Below are 15,184 nucleotides of genomic sequence, written 5' to 3'. Positions count from 1 at the left end.
GGACTCCGCGTGGAGTCGGGCTAGGCTGGTGGCCTCCTTTCCCCTCAGGAGCCACCTCATGATTCGGAGTCTCTGGGCGCTGTGTCTCGTCGTCTGCCTCACGTCGGCCTGCTCCTCGGAGGACCCGCCCGATGAGGGCCCCGACTCGCTGGGGGACGCGGGGACGGCGGATGGTGGGCTGACGCCGGACGGTGGCAACCCTCCCGCGGACGGCGGTGCGGGCAACCCGGATGGTGGCGGCGTCACCGAGGCCGCGTGCGAGCCGTTCGGCCGCTTCGGCCCGCCGGGCAACACCCTCACGCTGCCGGGGCCCAACGCCACCAACGGGGAGATGTACATCCCCAACGTGCAGACGCGTTACCCCGACGTGGACTGGAGCACGCTGGACCGGCTCTACATCCCCGCGGGCAACTACACGCTCATCAACCTGGGCAACCTGCCGCAGCGCCCGGCGAGCCGGCCGCTGGTCATCACCAACAAGGGCGGCCAGGTGGTCATCCGTCCCAAGGCGGGCAGCACGCAGGGCTACATCTGGTCCATGGGCGGCGGCTCGAACTGGGTGCTCACCGGCCGGTATGACCCGGACTCGGGCACCGGCCACGCGGACTTCCCGGGCCACCGCTGCGGCCAGTACGCCACGTCGCGCAACCGCTACGGCATCCTGAGCGATGGCATCTTCCTGAGTGAAGGCCACATGGGTGTGGGCATCGGGGACGCGCACAGCTTCGAGCTGGAGTACCTGGAAATCACCCGCTCGGGCTTCGCCGGCGTGCGCATCAACCGCGCGGCGAGCGGGGGCGTGGCGCCGCCGCTCAACGACATCAAGCTGCACGACCTCTACATCCACGACACCGCGAGCGAGGCCATCTACTTCGGCTCCACGCAGGGCGCGCCCACGCCGCTCGCCACGAACCTCAAGGTCTACAACAACCGGCTGGTGCGCACCGGCAGCGAGGCGCTCCAGGTCCAGAGCCTGGGCGACGGGGCGGAGGTGCACCACAACGTCTTCGCCTTCGGGGCCATCGACTGGCGCGCCGTCTTCCAGCAGTACCAGGACAACAACTCCCAGGCCACGGTGCGCTCGGGCCGCATCCGCTTCCACCACAACGTCTTCGTGGGAGGCGCGGGCGCGCTGCTCAACTTCTTCGCCCAGCCCGAGTCGGGCGACGGGCCGCTCGACGTGGACTTCACCGACAACTACTTCGCGGACACGCTGTCTTTGGGCATCTGGTTCGGTGGCACCGTGGGGACGGGCTCGAGGTTCCTCTGGGAGCGCAACGCCTTCCGCGGGCTGGAGTTCGGCTACCAGAGCGTCTATCCGACCTCCTCGGACCCGGGCGTGGTGCTCAGCAAGGCGAACACCGTCACCTCGCCCATCACCTTCAAGGACAACCGCTGGGAGGGCGGTCGCCGGCTCATCGCGGGGCTCACGGGCGGCACCGGCACCGTGGGCACCGTGACGGCCACCGGCAACGTGAACGGCGCCGTCCCCGCGCTCACCTTCGTGAACACCGGCCTGCCGGCGGGGACCGCGACGCGCGCGCTGGAGATGTGGACGGACCGCGCCATCCGTGCCCCCAACTCACCGGAGGTGACGTACGCCGCGGGCGCGCTGGTGATGCACGACGGCCAGCTCTACCGGGCGCGCGCGCAGAACACCAACAAGGTGCCGCCCCAGAACGCCGCCCTCTGGGAGCTGCTGCCGCCCCCCGCCGATGACCTGCGCACCGCCCCCGGCACCGAGTGGCACACGAAGGGCGTGGGGCTCCTCGACGTCGCGCCGTGAGCAGGCCGTGAGCCTTCCAGACGGTGTCTCCGGGCGCGGCCTTCGAGACGGCCTTCGCGGCCACCCCGTTGCCCTCACGGACACGGTGGAGGGTCAGGGCGAGGCCCTCGAGTACGCGCCGAACGGCTCGGGCTGCTTCACCATGAGCGAGTCGGGGACGCCGTTCCGGCTCGAGCGCGTCGCCCGTCAGTCGCGGGAGGGGTGCTCCCGGGCGCCGCCACGGGCTCCCGGGAGCACTCCGGTGGGTCAGGTGCTGGAGCCGTCACAGCCCCAGGCGGCGCCGTCGCAGCGAATCCAGTTGCTCCCGTAGTCGCACTCCCAGGTGCCGTTGCACCGGAGCACCGAGCCGTTCTCGCAGATGAGCTCCAGGAAGCACGGGCCGGGATAGGCCGAGGGGTCCTTCTGCTCGTGCTCCTGCTCCGAGGCGCCCGCGACGGCCGCCGGAGGAACCACCGCCGCCGCGAGTCCGACCACTGCGCCCAACGTCACCGCGAGCCACGTCTTCATGGGGACCGCCTTTTCGTGAAGGGAAGCCCAAAGACTAACATCATCCGGTGACATGGGTTTCAGGGTGGCGGCTGTTCCAGCCTTGTCGACAGGCGATGGCTGGGGACACGGATGTTTTCATTCGGGTAAGAATCATGGGGTCCCCGGGACTCCCTCCCTGGACACTTCGAGGACGACGTCATGGACCAGCTCACCGCGATGCGGGTGTTCGCCCGGGTGGTCGAGGCCGGCACCTTCACCCGGGCCGCGGACACCTTGAAGATGCCCAAGCCCTCCGTGACGAAGCTGGTGCAGGGGTTGGAGGCGCACCTTCAAGTGAAGCTGCTCCAGCGCACCACGCGGCGGGTGACGGTGACGCCGGAGGGCGCGGCCTACTACGCGCGGACGTCCCGGCTGCTGGCGGACCTGGAGGACATCGAGGCGGACGTGTCGAGCGCGCGGACCCGGCCCCGGGGACGTCTGCGGGTGGATGCGGGCTCGTCGGTGTCCAACTTCCTGCTCATCCCCGCGCTGCCGTCGTTCCGGGAGAAGTTCCCGGACATCCAGCTGGAGCTGGGGGTGGGGGACCGCTCGGTGGACCTGGTGGGGGATGGCGTGGACTGCGTGATTCGCGGCGGCGTGTTGCCGGACCCGGCCCTGGTCGGTCGGCGCATCGGTGAGCTGGAGTTCGTGTCCTGCGCCACGCCGGGCTACCTGAAGCGAAGGGGCACTCCGGCGCAGCCCACCGACTTGCAGGATGGCCACGACATCGTGAGCTACTTCTCCACGCGGACGGGGCGGGTGATTCCGTTGTCGTTCCTCCAGGGCGAGGAGCGGCTGGAGGTGCTGGGGCGCGCCAGCGTGGCGGTGAACGAGAGCACGGCGCATCTGACGGCGGTGCTTGCGGGGCTGGGCGTGACGCAGCTGCCGGAGTTCGTCGTGCGCCCGCATCTGGCGAGCGGCGCGCTGGTGCGGCTGATGCCCGAGTGGCGATGCGAGCCGTTCCCGGTCTTCATCGTGTATCCGCAGAACCGGCACATGAACGCCAAGCTGCGCGCCTTCGTGGACTGGGCGGTGGAGCTGTTCGCGCCGTTCCGCGCGCGCGGTGAGGTCCGTCAGGCGGCCTCGGGACGGTGAGCGGGTGGCGTGAGGCGTAGCGGTCCGTCAGCGCGCGGCGTGGGCGAGGGCGGAGGCGTCCTCCAGGAGCTGCTCCAGCCCCTGGGGGTCCTCCGTCACGCGGTAGTAGCCGCGGAGCCGGCCCGCGGCGTCCACGAGGACGAAGTGCTCGCCGTGGAAGAGGGAGAGGAAGTCGTCCTCGTCGGCTTCCTCGGCACGGCCCATCATGACGCGGAAGCCCTTCAGGACGGTGGTCTCCACCTGTTCCAGGGGGCCCGTGACGAGGCTCCAGTTGGCGGTGTCGAGGGCGTGGTCCCGGGCGTAGGCAGCGAGCCGTTCGGGCGTGTCGTAGCGTGGGTCCACGCTGAAGGACACGAAGTGCACCGGGACGTCCTGCTCGCGGGCGCGTCGCTGGAGCCGGGCCATGCGCTCGGTGAGCAGGGGGCAGACGGTGGGGCAGCGGGTGAAGAAGAAGTCCGCGACGACGACGCGGCGCTCCAGCTGGGCCTGGGTGAAGGCGCGGGCCTCCTGGTCCCGCAGCTCGAAGTGGGGCAGGGGACCGAAGTCGGGAAGGCTTCGGGCTTTCGCCTCGAGGGTCCGTGATTGGAGCCAGGGCCACGCGCCCACGACGAGCAGGCTGAGGCTCGCACCAATGGCGAGCACGGGGAGGAGGCGACGGCGGGGCCTGGTGTTCATGGGCGGGGTGCTCAGTGCTGGAGCCCGCAGGTGTCGAGGCATCGAGCGTCCTCTTCCACCTGACGAGCGGTTTCGGGGTGGGTGAGGGCGTTCGTGTAGATGCCGCGCACGGAGCCCAGGGGGTCGACCAGGAGCAGCAGTGACGTGGCGTCCTCGGCGGGATGTCCCCGCGTCACCGCGCGCATCGCCTGCTCCAGGGCGTCTCCCCGCCACAGCCTGCGCCAGCCGCGGGGCAGGGGACTGGGGATGGGGACGGGTGGTTCGTCCCGTGTGACGAGGAGGACGTCCACGCCGAGCCCGGAGGCCTCCAGGCTCGTGTGCACCGCGAGCAGGCCAGCGGGCTGGAGTTCGGACTCGGAGAGGAAGTGGAGCAGGGTGACGCGGCCTCGGAGGTGTTTGTTCTCGAGCGGGCGGCCCGCGTCGTCGCTCAGTGAGAAGGCGGGCAGGGGGCCGTAGTCGGGGAGGACCGTGGGATGGGTCGTCGCTGGACGTCCTTCGTGCAGCGTCTTCCCGATGACGCCGACGAGCGCGGCGCACGTCAGCACGAAGAGGAGGATGCCCAGCCACTCCAGCAGCGTGAGGAACCAGAGCATCGCCGAGGACGGGCGACGATGCGTCGGCGGATGAGCGGGCGCGGACATCGTGCTGACGACATTGACTCAAGCTCTGTCGTGGCGAACGCGGTGAATTGTCGCAGGGCGCGGGACGCATGCCTGGTTGCGGCAACATGTCGCAAGGGGACGGAGGATTTGTCTGGCTACAGTCACCGTGGGGCGTGATGAAGACACGCGTCCATGGAGCGTCGACGTGAGGACATGGGTCGTGTGGATGATGTTGTCGGGAGCGCCGGCGTTCGCGACGCCGCGCGCGCAGGCCGAGGCGAGCACCGCGGAGTCCGTGGTGGGGATGACGCAGAGTGCCTCGGGACGGTGGCACGTGAAGGTGCTGTCCACGGCGACGCCGCTCAAACGCGGGCCACAGCGCTTCACCGTTCGCGTCTCGGATGCGGCGAACGGGAAGCTCGCTCAGGGACTGGAGTTGCGCGTGCAGCCGTGGATGCCGTCCATGGGACATGGCATCGATGAGGCCCCGCGCGTCACGTCGCGCTCGGATGGCGTGTTCGAGGTGTCGGAGCTCGACCTGTTCATGCCGGGGACGTGGGAGCTGCGCTTCACGCTCGCGGGGCGGGAGCAGGACACCGCGAGCGTGACGCTCAAGCTGGGCAGATGAGGTGCGCGTGAGGACCGTGCCCGGGTCGGGCGAGGACTGAGACGTCCGCGAGGGAAGCGGCTCAGGTGCTCGCCTTCTTCTTCGCCGGGGTCTTCCTGGCGCCTGCCTTCTGTTTCGAGGTCGCCTTGGTGCCGGTCTTCTTCGACGCCACTTTGCGCGCGCTGGCCTTCTTCGCCGGGGCCTTCCTGACGCCTGTCTTCTGCTTCGAGGCCGCCTTGGCGCCAGTCTTCTTCGCCGCCGACTTCTTCGCGGGCGTCGTCTCCAGGCCGCTCAGCGCCTTCTTCCACTGTTGGATGTACTCGGCGCGCGACGCCGCGTCGGGGAGCCCTTCCATGTGCAACGCGACGGTGTGCCCTCGCGCGGCCGGGAGGACGCGGAGCTGCGCGGTCCTCGGTCGCGGCCAGTCCGCGCGCGTCAGGCGGATGCGCAGCAGGGCCGGCGCACGCACCCGGACCGCCAGGACCTCCGTCCCATCCTTCAGCGTCGTCCGCTCACCCTCCTTCAACGCCGCGCGCGGCGAGGAGAGCCACCGCCCCAGGCCCGAGCCCTCGGCCCAGTTCCTCCAAGCGTCCTCGGCGCTCATGTCCATCGTGTGGCGAGCCCCTGCCGCATACGTTCCATCCGCCGCGAGACCTGCGAGCATTCTCCATCTCCTTTGCCGCCCACGATGGACAGGCGCGCACGTCCGGGCAACCGGGAAGTGACGCTGCGGACCCCCGCGGCCTTGGTGTAGAGGAGCCTGGTGACCCCACCCCCGTCCATCGCCGTCGACTTCATCGAGGAGGAGACCCGCCGCTATGTGCGGAGCTACCGCTCGGCATCGCTGTGCGCCGGCGTCACCTGGCGCGGTGAGTGGCATGTCCAGACCTACCGGAAGCAGGGCAACGCTCCCGCCTACGAGGCGGTCTTCGGCCTGGGCGGCCTCACGCAGGTCTTCACCGGCGCGCTGCTCGCCCTGCTCGTGGACAAGGGCCAGGCGCGGCTGGACATGACGCTCGGCGAGGTGATTCCCCGCGCGCTGCTTCCCGACGCCGACGCGGGGCGCATCACCCTGGAGCAACTGGCCACCCACACCGCCGGGATGCCCCACCTGCCGCCCAACCTGGACGCGCCCGAGTCGCGACCGGAGGACCCGTTCGGTCACTACTCCGCCCAGCGCTTCGGCGACTTCCTGCGCGGCTACCACCCGACCTCTCCACCCCCGCGCCCCTTCTCCGAGTCCCTGCTCGGCATGGGCGTGCTGGGACATGCGCTCTCACGCCGCGCGGGCGTCAACTACGGGCACGCGCTCCGCGACTGGCTCTTCAAGCCGCTGAAGATGAACGACACCTCGACGCGCGTGACGGAGGAGCTGGCGCCCAGGCTCCTGCCGGGCCACACCGCGCGAGGCCGCCCCGTGCCCGGATGGACCTTCCCCGCGCTCCCCGGCGCCGGCGCGCTCCACTCCACGACGCTCGACCTGCTGAAGTTTCTCGACGCGTGCCTCGGCCGCGAGGACGCGGGCCTGGCGCGTGCGCTCTCGATGACCTGGGTTCCCCGCGCGGAAGCGGGCAAGGTGCGCATGGGGCTGGGCTGGTCGCTCTCCCAGGTGAGGGGCCACACCGTGGCGTGGTGCTCGTCGGTCATGGGGGGCTATGTGGGCTTCATCGGCCTGGCGCCCACGGCGGATACGGGCGTGGTGCTGCTGGCGGACCACGGGTGGTCGCTGTTCGCCGCACTCCGGGGGCGCGTGCCCCTGGAGGGGCCGGGGTTCGCGCTCCTCTCCCGCCTCATCGCACAGCCGCCGGAGTAGTTGGCGCGACACCCCTTCCGAAAAAGGTTGCGGCCTCATGACGAGGGCGTGGCAGGTTACGCCCACCGACACCATGGTTGAGTACGACCCGCATCGTTGGTGGAGTTACTTCCACTACCTCAAGGGCTCGATGGTCCGCGAAATCGTGGCCCGAGTCATGGTCTGCGTCCTGTGGTCCCTGGGCGTCGCCCTCTTCCACACCCACGTCCGCTCGGTGGCCATCCCCGCCACGGTGCACACCCTGGCCGGAATCTCGCTGAGCCTCCTGCTCGTCTTCCGCACCAACTCCTCCTACGACCGCTTCTGGGAGGGCCGGAAGCTCTGGGGCGGCATCGTCAACGAGACGCGCAACCTGGCGCGCGCCTCGGGCGTCTTCCTCCAGTCCCAGCCCACCCTCTACACCGCGATTCTGAGGTGGACCGCGGCCTTCCCCTTCGCCTCCGCGTCGTCGCTGCGAGGCAAGGCGTCGCTGGGCCCGCTGGCGCAGGAGCTGCCCGCGGACGAGGTGGCCCAGGTGATGGGCGCCCAGCACGTGCCCTTCGCGGTGACACGCAAGCTGAGCTCGCTGCTCGACGCCGGCCGCCGCGAGGGACGCTATTCCGAGTACGTGCAGATGCAGCTGGACCAGAACGTCCAGCTCCTCCTCGACTACCTCGGCGGCTGTGAGCGCATCCGCAAGACGCCCATCCCCTTCGCGTACGTCATGCACCTGCGCCGCGCGCTGCTCGTGTATTGCTACACGCTGCCCTTCGCCTTGCTGGACGCGCTGGGCGGGCTGACGGTGCTGGCCACGTTCTGCGTCGCGTACGTGTTCTTCGGCATCGAGGAGATTGGCGTCGAGATCGAGGACCCCTTCGGCCACGACGACAACGACCTGCCGCTGGACCTCATCTGCTCCACCATCTACGCCAACCTGACGGCCATCATCCCCGCGCAGCCGCAGCCGACGCAGCCGCCCCCGACGACGTGAGCCCTCAGCGGCCCGTCACGGGCGCCGCGTCCGAGGGCATGTCGCGGACACACAGCCAGAGGCCATCCTCGGGCGTGCAGCGTGTGCCCGGGATTTGCTGGAGCTGGGCCACGCGCGCGGGGATGGACAGGTAGACGGTGCGCGAGTCCAACCGGCCCGCCGCGATGTCCGCGTCCAGTCCCAGGCAGTACTCCTGGGCGCGAGCGTCGTCGAGCCGTGTCACGTAGCCGCTGTTGAAGGTGAGGCCCAGCAGGTACGCGCGGTAGGCCCAGCGGTGGTAGTCCATGGGGCCCGCGCGGCAGCCACGGCCGGAGCTGTCATGCATCTGCGGTGGGTAGAGGACCAGGTGCTCGCGTCCCTTCGACGCCGCGGTGAGCTCGGGAGAGGGGGGCGTGCCCCAGCGGCCCGCGCCCTGGTTCGCCTGTCGCCCGTCGCCCAGGTTGAGGTCCATCACCTGGAGGCCGAGCAGCAGGCCCGCGAGCAGGGTGGCGCGCGCGGGGCTCAGCCTCCTGGCGAGGACCAGCGCTCCGCCCAGGAGCACCAGGTAGTAGAGCGGCCAGATGAAGCGCCCCGAGGAGCGGAACGCCTCGACCCACGGCAGCACGGGCCGATAGAGCGCGGACAGGTCGGCGACGTCCTTGCCCAGGAAGGTCACCCGCGAGGACAGGGCGAAGAAGGCGAGCCCCACGGACAAGACGCTCACGGGGAGCCAGCGTCGCCACAGCGCGAGGTGCGGCGTGGGCTGGCGCGCGAGCAGGACGGCCGCGAGCAGGGCCCCGAGCAGCCCTCCGGCGCCGAGGTAGCCGAACCCCTCGTACTGTCCCCCGAGCCGAGGCAACAAGGGCAGCAGGCGCGACCAGTTGTAGTGGTGGCCGTGCGGGTTGAAGAGCGTGTTGAGGTCCGCGGAGAACTCACCGAAGCCGCCCGCGCCCACGGGAGTTCGGGTGCCCAGGTAGCCGAACACGAAGAAGAGCCCCAGCATGGCCGCGACACACGCCACGGCCGCGAGCAGCGGCACCTTCACGGGCAGCTGTCGCTCCAGCGCGGTGCGCACGCAGAGGGAGATGGCGAGCGGCAGCGTCATCACCGCGATGACGGGGTGGATGCCCGCGGTGAACACGCAGAGCGCCAGCGCGAGCCAGAGGGCCTGGCGTGCCGCGCGCGCGTCTGGCTGGGGGATGAGGTGCAACCCCACGAGCAGGACCAGGGGCCAGTGGGTGCAGAGCGCGACGTGCGACAGGGCCATCCGCGACAGCAGCGTGGGGGACAGCACCAGCAGCGCGCCGACACACGCCTGCTGTTGCTTGGAGGCGCCCAGGCGCTGGGCGACCCAGGCCGCGGCCGCGCCCTGCAGCATGAGACACAGGCACAGCCACGGGCCGACGTACTGGAAGGTCGTGGGCAGCAGCGGGGAGAGGGGCCGCAGCAGCAGGCCCACCCAGGGTATCGAGTCCGTGTACCCGAGTGAGGTCCCCAGCGGATGGATGTAATGGGGGGTCGACCCCAGCGGGAAGCCCAGCGGGGCCTGCCGGAAGTAGAGCCACCCCATCAGGTGCTGGCTGAAGTCGTCGCGGATGAGCCAGCCGATTTTCCCAGGCTGGAGCGCTCCGGCGCCGAGGGTCGCCAGGAACGTGAGCAGCCCCGCGAGCGCTGCCAGGAGTGGTCCCTGCTGCTCGTCGCACCACCGGACGAAGGGGGGTCGGCGCGACGTCTCCGGGGACGGGGACGCAGGGGCGGCGGGGGACAGGGCGGTGCTGGAGTCACTCGCGTCCGACATGGGCGGTGCTTGAGCACGGGACTTCCCGCCCCGTCAAGGCGGGGCGGGCAGCGGAGCGCTCCACCTCGGGCGCTGTCGTCGTGACGAGGCTTGACGGCCCGTCGTCCGGCGCGGGTGACGGAGGCGTGAGCGCCCGGCCTCTACAGTCCCGCGAGCCGTCCCAGCACACGCGTGGTGTCCTTCTCGAGGAAGTCGACCAGCGCCGCCGCGCGCGTGTGCCGGATGAGGGGCGCGTTCTGTCCCGCCCACAGCGACAGCAGGTCCTCGCGTCCTTGCCGGGCCGCCGCCTGGCGCAGCGGCTGGGTGAGCCAGTTCTGGATGGGGTAGGGCGGCACCTCCCGCTCGTGCGGCGTCATCTCCCGCAGGAAGCGGTTCTTGATGCCGCGCGCGTAGCGTCCGGAGAACACGCGCGTGAGCACCGTGCCCCGAGCGGACTCCTGGCGCAGCGCCTGCCGGTAGACGTCGCTCGCGTTGGACTCCTCGCACGCGAGGAAGGCCGTGCCCACCTGCACGCCCTCGGCCCCCAGCGCCAGCGCCGTGGCCACCGTGCGCCCATCCGCGATGCCACCCGAGGCGATGAGCGGCGTCTTCACCCGGTCCGCCAGCTGGGGCACCAGCGCCGTCGTCGCCGGGGACTCCTCCGCCGGCCGGAGGAACGAGGCCCGGTGGCCTCCCGCCTCACTGCCCGAGGCGACGATGAGGTCCACCCCCGCGGCCTCCAGCGCCAGCCCCTCGTCCACGTTCGTCGCCGTGCCCGCCGTGAGGATGCCCGCCGCCCGGCACGCCTCCAGCACCCGCGCCGAGGGGATGCCGAAGATGAAGCTGAACACCGGCGGCTTGAGCGCGAGCACCGCCTCCACCTGCGCCTCGTAGTCCTGGGAGAACGCGCTCGGGTACGTGGGCTGCGCCAGCCCCAGCTCGTCGTACCAGGGCTTCAGCCGGTCGACGGCCGCCTGGAACTCCGCGGGCGTCGGGCGCAGCGCCTTCTCACCCTCCAGCGGCACCCACAGGTTGATGGCGAACGGGCGCGAGGTGAGCCCCCGCAGCTCGCGGACGGTGGCCTCGATGTTCTCGGCGCTCAGGTGATGGGCACCGAACGAGCCGAGCCCCCCCGCCTCGGACACGGCCGCCGCCAGCCGCGTCGAGGACATCCCTCCGCCAAACGGCCCCTGCACCAGGGGGAGCCGGGTCCCCAGCTTCCGTGCCACGCGCGTGTCGGTCCACATGGAAAAGCCCTCGTCGTCGTTCCAGGTGCCCTGTCGTAGCGAGGCGCCCCCGCCCTGTCCGGGTAGACGGCCCGCCATGCCCCCTTTCCAATAAAGGCGCGAAGAAGCCCGCCTTGTGGGAGCAGGCCGCCACGGCGCTTGCCCCGGTGGGGGGCGGGTGCCACCCTCCCGCGCCTTGGCTCTTCGCGAGGGACACCATGCAAGCACCCGGACCGAGGATTGAAACCGCGCGCCTCATCCTGCGCCCCACGGCGCTCGAGGACTTCGAGGGCTTCGTCGCCCTGATGTCCGACCCGGACTCGGCGCGGCACATCGGCGGGGTGCAGCCGCGCTCCGTCGTCTGGCGCGGCATGTGCGGGATGGCCGGAGGCTGGGCCCTCCAGGGCTTCTCCATGTTCTCCGTCCTGGAGCGCTCCACGGGCCGGTGGATTGGCCGGGTGGGGCCCTGGTGCCCGGAGGGCTGGCCCGGCACCGAGGTCGGCTGGTCCCTGCTGAAGGAGACGTGGGGCCGTGGCTACGCCACCGAGGCCGCCAGCGCCGCCATGGACTGGGCGGTGGACCACCTGGGCTGGACGGACATCATCCACTCCATCGCCCCGGAGAACGCCCCCTCCCAGCAGGTGGCGCTCCGGCTGGGCTCGCGCCTGAGGGGGCCCGGCAGACTCCCCGCCCCCTTCGAGGCCGCCACGGTGGAGCTGTGGGGGCAGACCCGCGAGGAGTGGCGGGCCCGCCGCGCGGCTCCGTCCATTGGCTGACCCCACGCGTGGGATTCCAGGGCACGACGGGGGCCCTGGTGTTATGTCCGCCGGTGGGCTAGTCCTCGCCCCGGGGGCGTGTTCACCCCGCCAGCTCCCTTTCTCACCGGGCAAGGGAGCGATTAGATTCGAGGTTCGGTTCACCCGAGCCATGCCGTAACTTCGCGACCTGCCACACCCTTGGGTAGCAGGTCCTACACCCCTTCGAAGGAGCGCAACATTCTTCGTGATCAGAGAAGCAGCCGCGGCCAGAGCCGCGACCAGAGGACCAACCGCCGCATCCGCGCCCGCGAAGTCCGCGTCATCGGCTCGGGCGGCGAGCAGCTCGGCGTCATGCCGCTCGAGGCCGCGCTCGAGAAGTCGCGCTCCGAGGGGCTGGACCTCGTCGAGATCAGCCCGATGGCTTCGCCGCCAGTCTGCAAGATCATGGACTACGGCAAGTTCAAGTACGAGGAGAAGAAGAAGGCCTCGGAAGCCAAGCGCGCCCAGGTCGTGGTCCACCTGAAGGAAGTGAAGCTCCGTCCGAAGACGGAGGACCACGACTACGACTTCAAGGTCCGCAACACGCGCCGCTTCATCGAAGAGGGCGACAAGGCGAAGGTCGTCATCCAGTTCCGCGGGCGTGAAATCACGCACAAGGAGCAGGGCACCGCCATCCTCGACGACGTGGCGAAGGACCTGAAGGATGTCGCCGTGGTGGAGCAGCCGCCGCGGATGGAAGGGCGCTTGATGTTCATGATTCTGGCGCCCAACCCGAAGGTGGCCCAGCGCGCCCGCGAGCAGGTCCGCGCCGCCGCGGCCGAGGCCAAGCGCGGCCCGCCGCCCGGCGAGAAGGCCGCCGCGGAGAAGCCTTCCGCCGAGAAGCCCGCCGCCGAGACGCCCGCCGCGCCCGCCGCGGCGAGCACCAGCACCACCACCGAGGAGAACGCGTCCGCACCCGCGTCCACCCCGGCGGGCACCACCCCCTGAAGAAGACGCCCCGCACGCGGTGGATGACCTCCACCGCGTAGGGGAGACGCTCCCGGGCCGCGCCGGTCCTCTTCCAGTCTCCCTGGAATGAGGTGGCGCGGCGGGAGGCATGAGGCGGACAGGCGCAGGGTTGTCCGGTGAAAGCGGTCCAGGCGAACAACCCCTGTCGAGCCGGTGTAGGCTGATAGGTTGGAAGCGCCTGTAAACCGAACTCAGCCCCATGCAGCAGAAGCTCGCCGCCGACATGTCGACGACCGCCGTGCAGACGAAAGGCCCACCCGCGACGGCCCCGCGGAGTGTGCCAGCGCTGACTGTCGTGTCTCATCCCCACCCCCAGCGCATCGGAGAGCAGCTCCTCTTGGAGGTGCTCGCCAGCGTGGGCCGGACGGCGGCCTTGTCGCGCAACGCCCCGGACTTCTCGCGGCCCGGGGGGCTGCTGGCGCTGCCGTTGGGAGACCCCTTCCTCAGCCGGACGCCGGTGCTCTTCGAGCCCGCGGCTCAGGGGGGGCTGCGCCTGCGGGTGCCGGAGGATGGCACCCAGGTGTGCGTGGCCGGCGAGTCGGTGGCCGGGGGCCGGGAGTTCACCCAGGAGGAGCTGGTGGCCGGGGTGCCGCTGGTGCTCGCCGAGCGCGTGGTGCTGCTGCTGCACCTGGCGTCCACGGCCGCCCCGTCGGTCCACCGGGATTTGGGGCTGGTGGGGCAGAGCCAGTCCATCCAGCAGCTTCGCGACGACATCCTGCGGGTGGCGGACCTGGCGGTGCCGGTGCTCATCCGCGGCGAGACGGGCACGGGCAAGGAGCTGGTGGCGCGCGCCATCCACGAGCAGGGGCCGCGCCGCTCGGGGCCGTTCGTCAGCGTGAACCTGGGCGCGCTCTCCAAGGAGCTGGTGGCCGCGGAGCTGTTCGGCGCGCAGCGCGGCGCGTACACGGGCGCCAGCCGCGACCGGGACGGCTTCTTCCGCGCGGCGCATGGCGGCACGCTGTTCCTGGACGAGGTGGGCGAGGCGCCCGCCGAGGTGCAGGCCGCGCTCCTGCGCGTGCTGGAGACGGGCGAGGTGTACCCGGTGGGCGGGCACACGCCGGTGCCGGTGGACGTGCGGCTGGTGGCCGCCACGGACTCCAACCTGGAGGCGCGCATCGAGGAGCGCCTGTTCAAGGCGCCGCTGCTCCACCGGCTGGCGGGCTTCGAGCTGCGCGTGCCTGCCCTGCGCGAGCGGCGCGAGGACATCGGCCCGCTGTTCCTCCACTTCGCCCGGCAGGAGCTGGAGACGACGGGCGAGGGCTGGCGGCTGTCGCCCACGGACCCGCGCGCGGCGCCCTGGCTGCCCGCGTCCGTCGCGGTGCGGCTCTTGCGCTACGCGTGGCCCGGCAACGTGCGGCAATTGCGCAACATCACCCGGCAGCTCGTCATCGGCAGCCGCGGCCTGCCCGGCCTGCGCGTGGACTCGCGGCTGGAGCAGACGCTGGACGCCGAGTCGCTGCCGGTGCCCGGGCGGGTGCTGGCCCCGGCCGGCGCGGGTGTCCCCGAGCCGGCGGGGGAGGCGAAGTCCTCGCGCCGCAAGCCCTCGGAGGTGGGGGAGGACGAGCTGCTCGAGGCGCTGCGCGCGTGCTCGTGGGACCTCAAGGCCACCGCGGACTTCCTCGGCATCCCCCGTCCGTCTGTCTACGTGCTCATCGACAAGAGCTCGCTCATCCGCACCGCGCGGGACTTGAGCCCGGAGGAGATCACCCGCTGCTTCCAGGAGTGCGCGGGAGACCTGGACAAGATGGTGCAGCGGCTGGAGGTCTCCCGCCGCGCGCTCCAGCGCCGCGTGCGCGAGCTGGGCCTGTCGGACGCGTGAGCGCGCCGGACACGTCAGTCCCCGGGGGTGACACGTCGTTGACGTGTCCGCGTGCGCGCGCCGTGCGCGGGTGAAGCACCCGCTCCGAGGGTCGGACACGTCGGTCGCCTCTGGTACGGTGCCTGCAACCCACACCGCGCATCTGCGGTTCCAACCCGGAAGGAGTCACGGCCCATGACTGTCACCGTCACCATCACGTCCGACGACATCATCTACAGCCCTTCGAACATCGTGAAGCACGGCGAGGAGGTGGAGTTCAAGCTGCAAGGCATCTCCTCCGCCCTGGTGGTCTTCAAGGACGGGACCACCTGCCTCTCGGGGCCGGGCTCCTTCACCCTGGACACGTCCAATCCGCTGGCGCAGGAGAGCGACCAGCAGGTGACGCAGACGTGCCTCAAGCGCCTCTACCCGTTCGACGTCGTGGTTCCCGCGCCCCCGCCGTCCCAGGCCGCGAGCTTCATCGGCTCCAACGCGGAGACGAAGAAGGGCGGCCTGGACGTGACGACGGACCCGCCCGAGGACCCGAAGAAGTAATCGGGCG

Annotated in this window: 15 protein-coding genes; 9 read left to right on the top strand and 6 right to left on the bottom strand. The window is 71.0% G+C overall.

Annotated elements, in window-relative coordinates; translation table 11 throughout:
* Positions 1 to 58: 58 nt before the first annotated feature.
* Positions 59 to 1,786, top strand: a complete 1,728-nt coding sequence (locus AC6JA9_RS35235) for a right-handed parallel beta-helix repeat-containing protein (RefSeq protein WP_223751384.1) — start codon at positions 59 to 61, stop codon at positions 1,784 to 1,786.
* 246 nt (positions 1,787 to 2,032) lie between these two features.
* Here AC6JA9_RS35235 and AC6JA9_RS35230 read toward each other — a convergent pair whose 3' ends face one another.
* Positions 2,033 to 2,293: a hypothetical protein gene (locus AC6JA9_RS35230; RefSeq protein WP_223751385.1), complete on the bottom strand. Its 261-nt coding sequence runs from the start codon at positions 2,291 to 2,293 to the stop codon at positions 2,033 to 2,035.
* 180 nt (positions 2,294 to 2,473) lie between these two features.
* On the opposite strand from AC6JA9_RS35230, the gene AC6JA9_RS35225 reads away from it, so the two are divergent.
* Complete coding sequence (locus AC6JA9_RS35225) at positions 2,474 to 3,409, top strand: LysR family transcriptional regulator (RefSeq protein WP_408889248.1); 936 nt, start codon at positions 2,474 to 2,476, stop codon at positions 3,407 to 3,409.
* A gap of 27 nt (positions 3,410 to 3,436) precedes the next feature.
* Here AC6JA9_RS35225 and AC6JA9_RS35220 read toward each other — a convergent pair whose 3' ends face one another.
* Positions 3,437 to 4,084, bottom strand: a complete 648-nt coding sequence (locus tag AC6JA9_RS35220) for an SCO family protein (RefSeq protein ID WP_223751387.1) — start codon at positions 4,082 to 4,084, stop codon at positions 3,437 to 3,439.
* An 11-nt stretch (positions 4,085 to 4,095) separates the two neighbouring features.
* Positions 4,096 to 4,725 carry a hypothetical protein gene (locus tag AC6JA9_RS35215; protein WP_497958456.1) on the bottom strand — a complete coding sequence of 210 codons (630 nt, stop codon included), beginning with the start codon at positions 4,723 to 4,725 and terminating at the stop codon, positions 4,096 to 4,098.
* A 166-nt stretch (positions 4,726 to 4,891) separates the two neighbouring features.
* Here AC6JA9_RS35215 and AC6JA9_RS35210 point away from each other — a divergent pair, with 166 nt between their 5' ends.
* Positions 4,892 to 5,314 carry a FixH family protein gene (locus AC6JA9_RS35210; protein ID WP_223751389.1) on the top strand — a complete coding sequence of 141 codons (423 nt, stop codon included), beginning with the start codon at positions 4,892 to 4,894 and terminating at the stop codon, positions 5,312 to 5,314.
* A gap of 61 nt (positions 5,315 to 5,375) precedes the next feature.
* Here the strand turns inward: AC6JA9_RS35210 and AC6JA9_RS35205 are convergent, their stop codons facing one another.
* The gene (locus AC6JA9_RS35205; RefSeq protein ID WP_223781534.1) at positions 5,376 to 5,957 is read right to left on the bottom strand and encodes a hypothetical protein; all 582 of its coding nucleotides are present in this window, start codon (positions 5,955 to 5,957) and stop codon (positions 5,376 to 5,378) included.
* Positions 5,958 to 6,056: 99 nt separating this feature from the next.
* Between AC6JA9_RS35205 and AC6JA9_RS35200 the strand changes: the two genes are divergently transcribed.
* Both AC6JA9_RS35200 and AC6JA9_RS35195 read left to right on the top strand, forming a co-directional pair.
* Positions 6,057 to 7,106, top strand: a complete 1,050-nt coding sequence (locus tag AC6JA9_RS35200) for a serine hydrolase domain-containing protein (protein ID WP_483578672.1) — start codon at positions 6,057 to 6,059, stop codon at positions 7,104 to 7,106.
* A 73-nt stretch (positions 7,107 to 7,179) separates the two neighbouring features.
* Positions 7,180 to 8,076: a bestrophin family protein gene (locus AC6JA9_RS35195; RefSeq protein WP_497958455.1), complete on the top strand. Its 897-nt coding sequence runs from the start codon at positions 7,180 to 7,182 to the stop codon at positions 8,074 to 8,076.
* Positions 8,077 to 8,080: 4 nt separating this feature from the next.
* On the opposite strand, the gene AC6JA9_RS35190 is transcribed toward AC6JA9_RS35195, so the two are convergent.
* A complete protein-coding gene (locus AC6JA9_RS35190; RefSeq protein WP_497958454.1) occupies positions 8,081 to 9,853 on the bottom strand; it encodes a DUF6311 domain-containing protein in 1,773 nt (590 codons plus the stop codon).
* A 140-nt stretch (positions 9,854 to 9,993) separates the two neighbouring features.
* Positions 9,994 to 11,157, bottom strand: a complete 1,164-nt coding sequence (locus AC6JA9_RS35185; RefSeq protein WP_497958453.1) for an NAD(P)H-dependent flavin oxidoreductase — start codon at positions 11,155 to 11,157, stop codon at positions 9,994 to 9,996.
* 119 nt (positions 11,158 to 11,276) lie between these two features.
* On the opposite strand from AC6JA9_RS35185, the gene AC6JA9_RS35180 reads away from it, so the two are divergent.
* From AC6JA9_RS35180 to AC6JA9_RS35165, 4 genes are all read left to right on the top strand, one after another.
* Positions 11,277 to 11,834, top strand: coding sequence for a GNAT family N-acetyltransferase (locus AC6JA9_RS35180; protein WP_223751395.1), 558 nt, complete (start codon positions 11,277 to 11,279; stop codon positions 11,832 to 11,834).
* Between the two features lie 219 nt (positions 11,835 to 12,053).
* The gene (infC, locus tag AC6JA9_RS35175) at positions 12,054 to 12,803 is read left to right on the top strand and encodes a translation initiation factor IF-3 (protein WP_223751407.1); all 750 of its coding nucleotides are present in this window, start codon (positions 12,054 to 12,056) and stop codon (positions 12,801 to 12,803) included.
* 220 nt (positions 12,804 to 13,023) lie between these two features.
* Positions 13,024 to 14,643, top strand: coding sequence for a sigma 54-interacting transcriptional regulator (locus tag AC6JA9_RS35170; protein ID WP_408889257.1), 1,620 nt, complete (start codon positions 13,024 to 13,026; stop codon positions 14,641 to 14,643).
* Positions 14,644 to 14,817: 174 nt separating this feature from the next.
* Positions 14,818 to 15,177 carry a hypothetical protein gene (locus AC6JA9_RS35165; protein ID WP_223751397.1) on the top strand — a complete coding sequence of 120 codons (360 nt, stop codon included), beginning with the start codon at positions 14,818 to 14,820 and terminating at the stop codon, positions 15,175 to 15,177.
* Positions 15,178 to 15,184: the final 7 nt, after the last annotated feature.

Source organism: Myxococcus sp. MH1 (genome assembly GCF_059738865.1).
This window is presented reverse-complemented; position numbering and strand designations above follow the sequence as displayed.

What these genes read in the sequence shown, in the direction of transcription:
- AC6JA9_RS35235 (WP_223751384.1), top strand. Translation starts at nt 59, where the DNA reads ATGATTCGGAGTCTCTGGGCGCTGTGTCTCGTCGTCTGCCTCACGTCG.
- AC6JA9_RS35180 (WP_223751395.1), top strand. Translation starts at nt 11,277, where the DNA reads ATGCAAGCACCCGGACCGAGGATTGAAACCGCGCGCCTCATCCTGCGC.
- AC6JA9_RS35225 (WP_408889248.1), top strand. Translation starts at nt 2,474, where the DNA reads ATGGACCAGCTCACCGCGATGCGGGTGTTCGCCCGGGTGGTCGAGGCC.
- AC6JA9_RS35195 (WP_497958455.1), top strand. Translation starts at nt 7,180, where the DNA reads ATGGTTGAGTACGACCCGCATCGTTGGTGGAGTTACTTCCACTACCTC.
- AC6JA9_RS35185 (WP_497958453.1), bottom strand. Translation starts at nt 11,157, where the DNA reads ATGGCGGGCCGTCTACCCGGACAGGGCGGGGGCGCCTCGCTACGACAG.
- AC6JA9_RS35220 (WP_223751387.1), bottom strand. Translation starts at nt 4,084, where the DNA reads ATGAACACCAGGCCCCGCCGTCGCCTCCTCCCCGTGCTCGCCATTGGT.
- AC6JA9_RS35215 (WP_497958456.1), bottom strand. Translation starts at nt 4,725, where the DNA reads ATGTCCGCGCCCGCTCATCCGCCGACGCATCGTCGCCCGTCCTCGGCG.
- AC6JA9_RS35205 (WP_223781534.1), bottom strand. Translation starts at nt 5,957, where the DNA reads ATGCTCGCAGGTCTCGCGGCGGATGGAACGTATGCGGCAGGGGCTCGC.
- AC6JA9_RS35170 (WP_408889257.1), top strand. Translation starts at nt 13,024, where the DNA reads ATGCAGCAGAAGCTCGCCGCCGACATGTCGACGACCGCCGTGCAGACG.
- AC6JA9_RS35190 (WP_497958454.1), bottom strand. Translation starts at nt 9,853, where the DNA reads ATGTCGGACGCGAGTGACTCCAGCACCGCCCTGTCCCCCGCCGCCCCT.
- AC6JA9_RS35165 (WP_223751397.1), top strand. Translation starts at nt 14,818, where the DNA reads ATGACTGTCACCGTCACCATCACGTCCGACGACATCATCTACAGCCCT.
- AC6JA9_RS35230 (WP_223751385.1), bottom strand. Translation starts at nt 2,293, where the DNA reads ATGAAGACGTGGCTCGCGGTGACGTTGGGCGCAGTGGTCGGACTCGCG.